The following is a 13,330-nucleotide window of genomic DNA, read 5'->3' on the forward strand; positions in this document are numbered from 1 at the left end:
CGGCGGTCACATCCGGTTCAGGGGCGGGAATCACGAAGGGTCCGCCAGGAGCTGGAGCGCCCGGAAGGTGATCCGGTCCAGTGAGCAGCCTTCCGGTCCGTCGTCCAGGACACCGTGGTCGAGCAGCCGCCCCACGAGGGCTCCGACCTCCTCGATCCGCATTCCGGTGACGGACGAGATGTCGGCGTACGTGCATCCCTCGCCGGGATTCACGTACTGGCTCCACTCGGTCAGCACTTCCGTCAGGCAGGTGTCGAGTCCGACCCGCTTCAGGTGCGCCCGGGCGAATTCGGTCTGCCCGATGAAGTCCCGGGCATCCTCCAGAGCTGCCTCGAGCGTGGAGCCCTCCCGCGTGATGCGGTGCACGGTCCGCTCCAGCATGTGGGGCCATCCACCGGTGAGTTCGATGACCCGGCGCCGCTTGTCCGGGGTGTCGAACGGACACTCCGGCCAGGCGCGGAGACTGTCCGCGGTCCACCGCTCGGGATGCACCACACTGGTGATGAGCTCCTCCACTTGGCCGTGCTCGTCCGGATCCACGAGAAGGACGGCCGTCCGATGGGGTGCCCCGCCCTCCGGCAAGGAGGTGTGGGCGTGCAGGGCCTTTGCCCAGTCCGCCACCTCGACGGACCCGCGACCCCGGACGTCGGCCAGGATCAGGATCGGGCGACCGTCCACATCCTTCGTCAGGGCCTTGGGCAGGGCCCCGGGGGCCGTCTCCCGGAATTCCAAGCCGCGCGCGGTGGAGTACGAGCGCACCGCAGCCTTCACCAGGGCGGGACCGTGGGCCTGGGTCAGACAGACCGCGGCCACCCCGGGCGCCGTCACCAGGTGCAACTGGTGCTCCGTCAGCGGACTGTAGCGGGCGATGCCCTCGGGGTCCGACCCGACGAAACGCCGCGAGAAGCGCGGGTTGTAGTCGTAGGGGAGATCGAACTCCGTCTGGCGCAGCTCGAGTTCGAGATCCTCTCGGGTTCCCAGCATGCTGACGACATTCGGGCTGCGGACGGCGTACAGGCGCGCGTCGGCCAGTTGGATGAGCAGGCCCAGGCCGACCATCTCGTCCAGATAGATCCGTACGTCGGTCGCGGTGAGCGAGCTGAACCCCTCCCGCCAGCGGTCCTTGGCCGCTCTCAGCAGCTCGTCGGCGTCGTAGCCGTACCGGTAGCGGTCCTCCTGGCTGCGCAACGCGATCACCAGGGCGAGGACCCGGTAGCGGTCCTCGAGGTTGATGGTGATCCGCAGCCGCTCGGCGATGTGCCGGTGGACCTGGGCGGATCCCGTCACGGACCGGACGTCCTCGTCCGTGACCGTGATCGGCCACTGCGCCGAGGCCAGCGGCTTCCCGCGGAGGGCCGCGACGAGCCGCTCGCAGAAGATCTGGACCAGGCACGCCTGGTAGTTGGTCGCGGCGAGCACGCGCCACACCAGCTCGGGCCGCTCGAAGCGGTACCCGAAGGCCGCCATCGGCTCGACGACGAGGCGCTGGGCCTCGGCCGGCTTCAGGGTGCTGATCAGTACATCCGGACCACCGTGCGTCAGGGGCACGTTGGAGAGGTGGCTGAAGCGCTGGACCTGGTGCAGACCCGCGAACACGATCTTGAATCGGCGGTCGGTGCGGTCCATCAGCCCCTTCAGCCGCAGCACGTTGGAGAAGGTGGCCTCCCCGCCCCGCCCGCGGACGGCCTTGGAGTCCGCGGTCAGGAAGGCGTCGGCCTCGTCGGCGAGGACCAGCACCCGCCGGTCGTGACTCTCCTCCAGCCACTTCTCCACCCTGGCGAGCAGCGCGTCCGGGGTGCGGCCGGAATCCGGGGCCTCGCCCAGCACGCCCACGCGCTTCAGCTCGTCCTCGAGCACCGCCCAGATGCGTTCGGCCGGCTCGGCCTCGCCGACCCCGCGCGCCTTGAGGTCGACGTAGATGGCCTTGCGACCGGGGGTGCCCGGGAAGGACGCCTGCACCTTGCGCAGCAGAGCGGACTTGCCCAACTGGCGCCCGCCGTAGAGGAACAGAGCGCCGAGCGGATCGGTGACGGCGGCGATTTCCTCCTGCCGGCCGTAGAAGACCTCCGGCGGTACGAGCCCGGCCACGAACGGCGTGTACGGGTTGTAGGCGGTCCAGGGCAGGGTCACCCGCTGAGTGGCCCGGAAGGATCGCGGGGAGCGTGCCGCCACCCAGCCGAACACGGCCGGGTCCACCACCAGCGCCTGCTGGGAGGAGGCGGTGCGTGCGCGGGCCGCCATCTCCCGGCGCCCGTTCAGACCGAGCGGGTACAGATAGAGGATCAGACACGCCCCGGAGTCACTGCTGTCCAGCAGTTCCAGCGGGCTGCGGCCGCGTTGCTCGTCGGAGACCACGAGGATCGTGTACGAGGACGCGGCCGACCCGAGAGCGGCCACGTAACCGGGAGCCGTCTCGCTCGCCCGCGCCCGGGCGCTGAGCCGCAGAACACCGCGCACCTCGTGCTGCTGGTCCCGGACGGGCGTTTGTGAGCATTCCAGCCCGAGTACGCGCAGGACCGACGGGATGTGCCGCTGCCACTCCGAACCCCGGGTGGCCGGGCGGCACAGGGAGTCCCACGACTCCAGCCCGCTCCGCGCGCCCTCGGTGAGGGGCTCCCCGTCCAGGTAGAAGTCGGCCCAGAAGCGGGCGGAGTAGCCCTGGGCGCCGGCGGCCTTGCGCACCCCGGAGAGCTCGATGCCGGCGGTGAAGCGGTCCAGCTCCGCCCCCGAGTCCGTACCGCTCCAGTCGGGGAGGGGCTTGCCCTCGCGCAGCAGCGCCAGGCACTCCTCGGCGGTGACCGTGTCCCCCGCGTCGAGCAGCGAGGTCAGGCGTTGCTGCTCCTCGGTCGTGGGCTTCAGCGCGGCCAGGCTCTCGTGGAGGTGTTCCACGTACTCCCGGACCTTCGCCCGCATCTCGCCCTCGAGGGCGGTGATGCCGGTGCAGGCGTGGCCGAACGCGCCTTCCGGTTCGGGCCGGCGCAGCTCCTCGAGGCGGCCGACGAGTTTGCGCTCCGTCTGCATGTCGAGCTGCTGGGTCCGCAGTTCGGCGAGGAGGGTGAACGCTTCGGCGTGAGCCTTGCGGTGAACGGCCGTCCAGCGCGCCCACTCGGGGTCGCGCAGCTGGCGCCAGTCGCGCGGCACGGCGTCGAGGCCCGCCGGGAGGGCGGGGACGCGGTCCTGTTCCAGCGCCGAGACCAGTGCGTCGGCGAGATGCAGGTCGCCCCGGTCGAAGTACCTCCGGAGCACCGCGCGGGCATCGACGGGCTCCAGCAGCGTGAGCACCGCCCCGCCGAAGCCCTCCTCCTCCGGCCGGGGCACGCCCTCGGCCGACCGCGGGAGCTCCGGCGCCGCGAGCAGGGCCTCCGTACCGGGCTGGTCCGTCACGCGCACGGCGTCCGGGTCGCGCGCCGGGACGGCGGTGCCGGGCGACCGGTCTCCCCCCAGCAGCCAGGTGCGCAGCCGCAGCAGCGCGGCCCCTTCGACGCCGGGCGGGGGCGATTCGTCGCGTACCTGGTCCAGGGCGTGCCGCAGGGCGGTGGTGGTGTCCGCTCGTTCGTCGACGGCGGGGGCGGCCAGGGCCCGGGCGCGGGACAACAGGTCGGACACCTGCTCGATGCTGCGCAGCAGAGCGCGTTTGGCGGCGGCCTCGATCGGTTCCTTCGCCTGCTTCGGCGTGCGGATCTCGGCGTCGGCCTCCTCGATCATGCGTTCCGCTGAGCCGCGCTTGCGGAAGAGCTCCCAGATCCGGTCGAGGTCGGCCGCCCCGGCGGTGCCGGACGCCCAGGCGCTGACTCCGTCCAGGGCCTTGCCCAGGGGCTGGTCCGAGCCGATCAGCCGGGTTCTGACGTGGGTCGCGCGGGTGTAGCCGATGCGCTGGCGGCGCAGTGCGTCCCGCAGTTCGGCGGCCTCGGAGGAGAGCTGGTCGGGGGTGAGTCCCGGGATGCCGTCGGTGGTCAGGCGGGTCGCACCGAGGTCGAGCCGGTGGTAGCGGCGCAGCGCGTCGACGGCCCGTTCCAGGAGCTTGCCCCAGTTCCCGGGCACGGCGGAGGAGAGGTCCGTCTGGATCAGGAGGTCGTTGGGCCAGCCGGCCAGCAGACCGGCCCGCAGGGAGGCCACGGCGGCGAGCACCAGGGCCGGCCGGTCCGCCTGGAGCAGCTGGATCTCCGGGTCGAAGCCGGTCATCACGGCGACGGCCTCCTCCTCGTCGCCGCAGGCGAAGGCCGCCTCGGCGAAGGCGAGGCAGGCGCCGCGGTGCGGGGGTTCCGCCGAGCCGGCCGTCGTCCAGTACGCCTCCTGGAAGCGGCCCTGGGCGATCAGCCGGGCCACCGGGGCCTCGCCGCCGCCGGTCGTCGTCGGCGGCTCCCAGGGCAGGAAGTACGGCTTCGCCGTCGCGGCCGCGACGAGGTCCGGGGCCGCCGTGTCCAGCACGGTGTCCGAGGCATCCGGGGCATCCGTGACGGGCTGGTCCGGCCGCGGGGCCGGCACCTCCGCCGCGCGTGGCCCGGCTCCGGCCTTCAGGACCGTCTCGGGGGCTGCCTCCGGCTCGGGCGCCGGGGCGGATTCCGCGGTCGGTGCTGCGGCAGGTCCGGGCTCGGCCTTCAGAGCCCGGGACTGCTCCGCATCGGGGGCGGCCTCGACGTCCGGATCGGGAAGCAGGTCGGGTGCGGGATTCCGCTCCGCCTCGAGAGCCGGCTTCGGCTCCTCAGCCGGGCCGGCTTCCGCGACCGGTTCGGCTTCCGCGACCGGTTCGGGGGCCCGATCCGGTGCGGACACGGGGGCGGGCGGGGCGACGTCCGGCGGCGCCGCGACGGGCCGGGACGCCTGCGCCCCCGCCGCCACGAGTTCGCCCATGCGCGTCTCCACCATGGTCAGTGACTGCTGCAGCGGAATGCGGTGCGGCGCGTCGGGTGCGGCCTTGGCCAGCAGGGCGCGGAGCCCCTCGAGGTCCTCTTCCAACCTGAGCAGTTCCTCGGCGTGCTCTGCCGCCGCGTCCCTCAGCTCCTGCACGATCTCGTCGAGTTCGGCGAACCCGGCATCCGCGGACCACTCCCGGCCGCTGACGGCGAGCCCGCCGGCGATCACGGACCGCGCCTGCTGCCATGCGTCCAACTGCTCGGCCAGCAGGTCCGGAACGGCCCTTCCCGCCCGGACCTGTCCGCCCGCCGCCTCCAGTGCCCGGCCCAGTTCCGCCGACCGCTCGCTCAGCACGCGTCGTGACGCGAGCAACTGTTCCTCGGTGATCCCCCCGGTCAACGGGTCGCCCCCTTCCCCTCGCACGGCATCCGTCTCGACTGCTTCCCCGTACACGTCGGATCCGGTATCGGATCCGGTATCGGATCCGGTATCGGTGCCGTCCGCCGGACGGCACGGCCCCTCGCCCCGCTCGCACCTGCACGGCGCCTTGGGAGCCGAGGCCGCGGCCCACAGGTCGTCCCAGCGGTCCCCGACCAGCCCGCCGTCGGCGACGGGCCTGTCGGAGAGGTCGTACAAGGTGATCTGCGCGAGCACCGGATCGATCTCACCCAGCATCTGCCGAAGGTCTTCCGCGGCGGGCGCCGAGAGCTGCTCTGCCGGATGCCCGTAACACCGGTCCCACCGGTGCCTCGTCCAGTCCGACGCGTAGTGCGCGATCGCCGCGAGGTTGCCCGGAGTCGTGCGGCTCAGCCACGTACGCGCCGCCAGGACCTCCCGGCGCCGCAGACGCGGCGTCGGACCCTTCACTGTGGCGCCGATCCCCGGTATGTGAGCCAACATGCCCGGAATCATGAGCAGTTCTCGGAGCGCGCGGTCGTCCAGCCCGGTCACCCAGGCGTGGAGTCCGTCCCCCTTGGTGTACATGGAGGGATCTTGCCAGAGGCACGGGCGGCCGCACGGGGTTTCCGGCGGATTCGGCAGCTTCGGTGCAAACCGAGGGGAGGCCGCCGTTCCTGTGGGGATCCCTCCCGTGGAGCGGCCTCCCTCATCGCGGCCGCTGTTGCGGTTCGGACAGGGTGAAGGAGCCGCCGACGTAGCGTGCGTCCACGTGGTCCGGAGGGAGGTCGCCGTGCGTGGCGAGCAGTGCCCGGGCGTGTACCTCCGCGTCGTCGCGGGGCTCGTAGCCCAGGGCGCGGGCCGCCGTGAGGTCCCACCAGGCGCGGGTGTTGGCGCTGATCCCGTTCACCACGGTGTGGCCGACCCCGGGCGCGGTCAGCGCGGCGTGGATCAGGCGGGCGCAGTCGGCGGGGCTGAGCCAGGTGGCCAGCATCCGCACCGTGCGGGGCTCGGCGAAGCAGGACCCGATCCGGATCGAGACGGTCTCCACCCCGTACTTGTCGGCGTACAGGGAGGCGAGGTTCTCCCCGAAGGCCTTCGACAGCCCGTAGTACGTGTCCGGCCGGGTGGGGATCGCGCTCCCTATCGGGGTCTCCCCGCCGAGCGGCACGTACCCGACGGCGTGGTTGCTGCTGGCGAACACGACCCGGCGCACGCCTTCCGCGCGCACCGCCTCGTAGAGGTGGTACGTCCCGCGGACATTGGCTTCGAGGACGGCCTCGAAGCGGTCCTCCAGGGAGATTCCGCCGAGGTGCACGACCGCGTCGACCCCCCGGACCGCGGCGCGCACCGCGTCCGCGTCGGCCAGGTCGAAGACCAGGGACCCGGCGCCGTCGGATCCCTCGACCGGCCTCAGGTCCGCGAGGCGCAGCGTGTAGCCGTAGCCGGGCAGGCTCGTGCGCAGGAAGGCGCCGATGCCACCCGCGGCGCCGGTGAGGAGGAGGGTGCGGGGCTGGTTCACGAGCGGAACTCCTTTGCCAGATCGGCCAGTAGCGGCAGCCGCCCCTCGGGCAGCAGGCCGAGGTGGTACAGGCTCAGCCGGCTCGCCCCGGCGGCGCGCAGCCGCCGTACGTGGCCGGGCAGCAGGGCGGGGTCGGCCGGCGGCTGGGCGGTGACGTACGCGTCCACCGGCAGCCCGTGCCCGGCGGCCCGGCGGACCAGTTCCGCGGTCGCGGGCCCGGTCGGCCAGCAGGGCACCAGCAGGGAGTCCACCTCCGCCGCGGCCCGGTCCGTGAGGCCCGGCGAGGGGCCGGTGGCCCACGGGTCGGGATGCGCGTGCAAGGTGACGGACGCCTCGGGGAGGGTCTCGCGCACGGCGGCCAGCACCGCCCCGCGCAGCGCGTCCGCCGCCGCGTGCCGGATCCGCAGCAGTACGTCCGCCACCTCCCGCGGGAGGCCGGGTCCATCGGTGTGCGCCGTCCGCCGCAGCAGGACGAGCACCTCGTCCGCGTCCAGGCCGGCCTGCCGCCATCCGTCCCGGCACGCGCCGCAGCAGCACACGGACAGGGCCCGCAGCACCGCCGCCGGGTAGGCGCCGTCGGTCTTCTCGTGGCACCCCGCGTGCACCGCCCCGAGCTGACCGGCGGACTCCAGCGACACCGCGTGCACGGCGCCCGGAGGCAGCCCGTGCAGCGCCTCGGCCGCGAGGGTCGCGCAGAACTCCCGTACCTCCCGGTTCCCCGGGCAGAGCGCGTAGGGGTAGGGCTCACCGAAGCAGTTGGTGACGGCGAGGGCGGGGTGCAGGATGCCGAGCCGGCTGTTGTGGGCGAGCACCAGCCACGCGCTGACCGGGATGCCCTCGGCGGCCAGGGCGGCCAGGGCGGCCCCGGCCGGATCGGGTCCGTCCACCCAGTCGGCGCCCGCCGGCACGAGCCGCCGTCCGCGCCACGGTCCGGGCCGGACCGGCCGGTAGAGGGCCGCGTGGCGGGCGTGCACGAAGCGGCGCTCGGGGTGGAGGGGGGTGGCGGCCCGGGTGGAGTGGTAGGTCACCGCCAGCGTGACGGAGTCGATCCCGGCGGCCCTCACCCGGTCCGCGAAGGCGGGGTCGCCCAGAACGTCCCAGGGGTAGGCGTGAGCCGAAACCGTCGGGTCGACGGTGTTCACCATCGGGGGCGCCTCTTCTCGTAGGAGGGGTCGAAGGTCCGCATGTACGCGGTGTCGTCGCGCTCCCGGACGCCGCAGCGCAGGTAGTTCTCGTGCAGCCGGGCCAGGGCGTCGGGATCCAGCCGCACCCCGAGGCCCGGCCGGTCGGGGACCGCCACCGAGCCGTCCGTGATCTCCAGCGGTTCGGTGAGCACGTCCACCCCGCACTGCCAGGGGGTGTGGGTGTCCGCCGCGTAGGCCAACTCCGGGAGCGAGGCGCCGAGGTGGGTCATCGCGGCCAGGCTGATGCCGAGGTGGCTGTTGGAGTGCATGGACACCCCTACGCCGAACATCCCGCAGACGGCGGCCAGTTCGGCCGACTTGCGGAGTCCGCCCCAGTAGTGGTGGTCGGCCAGCACCACGCCGGCCGCGCGCCGCCCGAAGCCCTCCGGGATGTCTCCCGGCCCCACCACGACCATGTTGGTGGCCAGCGGCATGGAAGCCGAGCGGGCCACCTCCGCCATGCCGGGGATCCCGGGCGTCGGATCCTCCAGGTACTCCAGAAGGCCGGCGGTCCGCGCGGCCACCTTCACGGAAGTCTCCACACTCCAGGCCTGGTTGGGATCCAGTCGCAGGGGGTGCTCCGGGAAGGCGTCCCGCAGGGCCCGGACCGCCTCGATCTCCTCGCCCGGCGGCCGGACCCCGCCCTTGAGTTTGATCGAGCGGAACCCGTACGTCTCCACCATGGCCCGGGCCTGCGCGACGAGGCCGTCGGGGTCGAGTGCCTCCCCGTACGGATCGGAGCCGGCCCACTTGTAGAAGAGGTACGCCGCGTACGGCACCCGGTCCCGCACCCGGCCGCCCAGCAGATCGACGACCGGCCGCCCGGCGAGCTGTCCCTGGAGGTCCAGGCAGGCCACCTCGAAGGGGCTGAGCACCCGCAGGGTGGTCTTCTGCGGGCTGGACCCACCGGTCAGCCCGTGCCGGTCCGGGGTGTCGGCATCGCCCAGGACGGCCCGGATCCGGCGCAACAGCCCGTGGGTGTCGTACGGGTCCAGCCCCACCAGGGCCGGGCCCGCCGCCCGGAGCAGGGCGAGGTGCGGCGCGTCCCCGTACGTCTCGCCGAGCCCGACCAAGCCGTCCCCGCAGCGCAGTTCCACGATCGTCCGCAGCGCCCACGGCTGGTGCACCCCGGCGGAGTTGAGCAGTGGCGGGTCGGGGAACGCCACCGGGGTGACCGTGACCTCAGTGATCTCGGCGATCGCGGCGATCTCGGCGGTCCGCATCACACCGCCAGCCCGGCGAGCGCGGCCCGGCCCCGGGCGATGATGCCGGCCAGCTCCCGCTCGTGTTCGGGGGAGGCGTCCACGAGTGGCGGCCGGACGGGGCCCATGGCCAGCCCGGCCAGCCGGGCACCCGCTTTGACCAGGGAGACGGCGTAGCCCGGGGCGGCGTCGCGCAGAGCGACGAAGGGCAGGTAGAACTCGGCGAGCAGCACCCGCACCGCCTCGGAGTCACCGGCGCGCACCGCGCGGTGGAAGGCGGTGGCGATGTCGGGGGCGAAGCAGAGGACGGCCGAGGAGTAGCACTCCACGCCGATGGCCGCGTACGCCTGGACGGACAGCTCCGCCGTGGGCAGGCCGTTGAGGAAGCCGAACTCGGCGGCGCGCGGGTGGCCGCTGGTGCGGATGGCGGTGACCAGCCGGAGCATGGCGTCCACATCGCCCCGGCCGTCCTTGATCCCGGTGACGGTGGGGATGTCGAGCAGCGCCAGGGCGGCGGCCTCGTCGAGGACGGCGTTGGCCCGCTGGTAGACGGTGATGGGCAGTTCGGTGCCGGAGGCGACGTAGCGGATGTGGCCGACGAGCCCGGCGGGCGTGGAGGCGATGAGGTACGGCGGCAGCAACAGCAGCCCGTCGGCCCCGCATTCGGCGGCGGTCACGGCGAACTCGCGGGCCATCCGCGGCCCGCCGCCGCAGCCGGCCACGACCGGCAGCCGGCCGGCGGCCACCCGTACGGCGGTGGCGACCACCTCGCGGTACTCGTCGGGCGACAGCGCGGTGAACTCACCGGTGCCGCAGGCCACGAAGAGGCCGGCGGGACCGGCGGCGATCTGCTGCTCCAGGTGTGCGGCGAAGACGGCCAGGTCGACCTTGTCGTCGTGGGCGTCGTGAGCGGCCTGAGCGGCGAGGCCGTCGTGGCCGCCTCGGTCGTCTTCGCCGGCGTGCTCGTGGTGCCGGTCGTGCTCGTCGGTGCCGGTGAACGGGGTCAGCGGAAAGGACAGCAGCCCGTGCAGGCGCATGAGTTCCCCTTGGGAGTGGGTGGGAGGGCGGGTCAGCCCTTGACGGCGCCGGAGGTCAGGCCGCGCATGAACTGCCGTTGCATGACGAGGAAGGCGATGACGCTGGGCAGCAGGGCGAGCAGTGCGGAGGCGAGCAGGACCCCCACGCCGACCTGTTCGTCGGCGCGCAGGGTGCGCAGTGCGAGCGGCAGGGTGAACTGCCCGGCGTCGGTGGCGACGAGCAGCGGGAGCATGTACTGGTCCCAGATCATGGTGAAGCCGAAGATGCCGATGACCCCGAGCGCCGGGCGGCACAGCGGCAGGATCACCGACCAGAAGATCCGGAGGTCGCCCGCCCCGTCGAGGCGGGCGGCTTCCTCCAGCTCGACCGGGATCTCCTTCATGAACTCCGCGGTGACCAGGATCGAGAAGGCCCAGGCCCCGACCGGGACGATCATTCCCCAGAGGCTTCCGGTCAGGGACAGGTCCGAGAGGACCAGGGACAGCGGGATGGCGAGGATCTCCTCGGGCAGCATCATCGTGGAGAGGATCAGCAGCAGGACCAGCCGTAGCCCGGGGAAGCGCTTGCGGGCCAGGGCGTACGCGGCCGAGATGCTGACCCCGATCTGGAGCAGCAGTCCGCCGCCCACCACGAGGAGGGAGTTGAGCAGGTACAGCAGTACGTCGCGTTCGAAGGCCGCCCGGAAGTTCTCCAGTGTCGGCCGGGTCGGCAGCAGGGTCAGCGAGGTGGGGTCGGTGGTGTGGTTGAAGGCGCTGGCCAGCAGGGCGAGCAGCGGACCGGCGAAGACCGTCACGAGCGACGCGTACAGCACCACCTTGCCGATGACCGCGGCCGGTCCGCGCCGCTCCTCCAGGCCGAGCGCGGTGTCGAGGCGGCTCACCGGGTCGCCCCCTTCCCGGTTCCGGTCCGGGCCAGCCGGACGGCGAGCGTCAGGGTGACCGAGGCCGCGAGCAGAACCATCGACCCGGCGGCGGCGACGCCCAGCTCGTTCCGCTCCAGGCCGAGCTTGTAGATCAGCGTCATGAGTACCTCGGTGGAGCCGTCGGGTCCGCCGTTGGTGAGCAGGAAGATCTCGGTGAAGACCCGCAGGGAGCGGATCGCCGCGAGGGTGAACAGGATGGTGAAGGCCGGGCGCAGGGCGGGCAGGGTGACGTGCCACAGCCTGCGCGGCACCCCGGCGCCGTCGGCGGCCGCGGCCTCGTAGAGGGTCCGGTCGACTCCGGCGAGCGCCGCGAGGAAGATCATCATGTCGTAGGGGGCTCCGCGCCACACGCCGACCGCCATGACCGACCACAGGGCGCTGTCCGGATCGTTGAGGAACTGTGAGGGCCCCACCCCCAGCCACCCGAGCAGGGTGTTGACCGCGCCGTCGGCTGCCGGGTGGTAGAGGATCCGCCACACCTCGGCGACCACCGCCATCGCGGTCACCGTCGGCAGGAACACGGCCGTCCGGATGATCCACAGCCGGCGGGCCGTGCCCTCCAGGAGCAGTGCGAGCACCAGCCCGAGCAGTACGGAGCCACCGGTCTGCCCGATCGCCAGCACGACCGTGTGCCCGATGGCGGCGAGGAAGGCCTCGTCCGTGACCACCTGCGTGTAGTTGGCCCCGCCCACCCACCGGTCGCCCAGGTAGGGGCGGACCTCGTGGAAGCTCATCTCGACCGCCCGCCACATCGGCAGGAACTTGAAGAGCGCGAACAGCAGCAGCGCCGGGGCGAGGAACAGCCAGGGAGTCGCCCGTCCCCGCCCCGGCAGCCGCATCAGGACCCCGCTCCCTGCTTCTCGAGCTCCGTGGAGAAGGCGCCGGCGAGCTTGCCGAGAACGGCCTCGGGGTGTGAACCGCAGTCGGCCACCATGCCGTTGAGGGCCTCGGCGGACGCCTGGCGGAAGGGCGTCCAGTCCTTCACGACGGGGGAGTAGCGGCCGGACTCGCGGTACACCTTGTCGAAGACCTGCCAGCGGGTGTCCTGGCGTACCGCGGACAGCTTGACGGAAGGATTGACGGGCAGCCGGACCACATTGCCCGCGGTGTCCCCGGCCATGCCGGCGGTCTGCCCCTCGGCGCCGATGAGGAACTCGGCGTACTTCACCTGCCCCTTGGGGTTCCCGGAGCCGGCCATCAGGTACGTGTTCTCGCCCTCGGCGAGTACGGAGCTCTTGCCGCCCGGTCCGGCCGGCAGCGGCAGGATCTCGTACGCGTCCTTGCCGAGCGCCTTGTCGAAGCGGGCCATGTTGTAGGGGCCGGTGAGGTAGATGCCGCCCTTGCCGGACTCGAACAGCGGGTGGGCCTGGGTGGTTTCGGTGGTCACCGCGCCCGGGACGACGCTCTTGGCGGCGCAGAACTGGTCCTTGAGCCGCCGGGCCGCCAGCAGGGCGCCCGGACCGTCGACGGCCGGCTTCAGGTCCTTGCCCGTGCCGGTGAAGTAGTCGCCGCCCGCCGACCACAGGAAGCTGGAGAAGTACCAGTCCAGGTAGCCGCGCTTGGTGGTGCCGGGGATGACGTAACCGTAGGTGTCGGCCTTGCCGTTGGCGTCCGGATCCCCGGTGGTGAAGGCGGCGGCCAGCGCGTCGAGCTGGTCCCAGTCGGCGGGGGGCGCGATGCCGAGCTTCTCCCGCCAGTCCTTGCGGACGAAGAGCGCGAAGGTCTGGGCGGAGAACGGCACGCCGTAGTACTTGCCGTCGGCGGCCTCGGCCGCCTCCCAGGAGCTGGGTATCAGCTGCTCGCCGCCCTGGATCTCCGACTTCCGCACCTCGCGGACCAGGCCCTGCTTGACCAGGGTGCCGAGCTGAGCGGTGTCGTTGACGATCAGATCCGGGAGCTTCTTCTGCGCGGCGGCCTGCTGGAGCTTGGTCTCGAAGTCGTCGAACAGGGCGGTGACCTTGGCCTCGATGCCGGTGGCCTTGGTGAAGGCCGCGGCCAGGTCCTTGTGGGTCTTCTCGGTCGGTGAGCCGGGCGGCTTGCGGACCCAGATCTCCAGCGGCGCCTTGTCGTCACCACCGCCGGAGGCGTCGGCGCCGGAGTCCCCGCCGCAGGCGGTGAGGGTGGTCAGGGCGAGGAGGGCGGCCAGAGAGGCGGCCAGGGTGGTGGATGCGGCTCTGCGATGCATCGGATGATGATTCCCGTCTAGATATGT

8 protein-coding genes are annotated in these 13,330 nt (G+C 72.7%); all 8 read right to left on the reverse strand.

What is annotated here, in order from left to right:
* Nucleotides 1–30: 30 nt before the first annotated feature.
* The gene (locus OG247_RS38385; RefSeq protein ID WP_327256578.1) at nt 31–5,838 is read right to left on the reverse strand and encodes a hypothetical protein; all 5,808 of its coding nucleotides are present in this window, start codon (nt 5,836–5,838) and stop codon (nt 31–33) included.
* Between the two features lie 121 nt (nt 5,839–5,959).
* Nucleotides 5,960–6,772: an NAD-dependent epimerase/dehydratase family protein gene (locus tag OG247_RS38390; protein WP_327256579.1), complete on the reverse strand. Its 813-nt coding sequence runs from the start codon at nt 6,770–6,772 to the stop codon at nt 5,960–5,962.
* Nucleotides 6,769–7,917, reverse strand: coding sequence for a hypothetical protein (locus OG247_RS38395; protein WP_327256580.1), 1,149 nt, complete (start codon nt 7,915–7,917; stop codon nt 6,769–6,771). Before OG247_RS38395 ends, OG247_RS38390 begins: the two co-directional genes overlap by 4 nt.
* Entirely contained in the window at nt 7,911–9,179 is a 1,269-nt protein-coding gene (locus OG247_RS38400; RefSeq protein ID WP_327256581.1) for a glucarate dehydratase family protein, read from the reverse strand. Before OG247_RS38400 ends, OG247_RS38395 begins: the two co-directional genes overlap by 7 nt.
* The gene (locus tag OG247_RS38405; RefSeq protein WP_327256582.1) at nt 9,179–10,195 is read right to left on the reverse strand and encodes a 5-dehydro-4-deoxyglucarate dehydratase; all 1,017 of its coding nucleotides are present in this window, start codon (nt 10,193–10,195) and stop codon (nt 9,179–9,181) included. Before OG247_RS38405 ends, OG247_RS38400 begins: the two co-directional genes overlap by 1 nt.
* 32 nt (nt 10,196–10,227) lie before the next feature.
* Nucleotides 10,228–11,076 carry a carbohydrate ABC transporter permease gene (locus OG247_RS38410; RefSeq protein WP_327256583.1) on the reverse strand — a complete coding sequence of 283 codons (849 nt, stop codon included), beginning with the start codon at nt 11,074–11,076 and terminating at the stop codon, nt 10,228–10,230.
* Nucleotides 11,073–11,957, reverse strand: a complete 885-nt coding sequence (locus OG247_RS38415) for a carbohydrate ABC transporter permease (protein ID WP_327256584.1) — start codon at nt 11,955–11,957, stop codon at nt 11,073–11,075. Before OG247_RS38415 ends, OG247_RS38410 begins: the two co-directional genes overlap by 4 nt.
* Complete coding sequence (locus tag OG247_RS38420; protein WP_327256585.1) at nt 11,957–13,303, reverse strand: sugar ABC transporter substrate-binding protein; 1,347 nt, start codon at nt 13,301–13,303, stop codon at nt 11,957–11,959. The genes OG247_RS38415 and OG247_RS38420 overlap by 1 nt, the downstream gene beginning before the upstream one ends.
* Nucleotides 13,304–13,330 lie beyond the last annotated feature (27 nt).

The sequence above is a fragment of the Streptomyces sp. NBC_01244 genome (genome assembly GCF_035987325.1).
GTDB lineage: Bacteria > Actinomycetota > Actinomycetes > Streptomycetales > Streptomycetaceae > Streptomyces.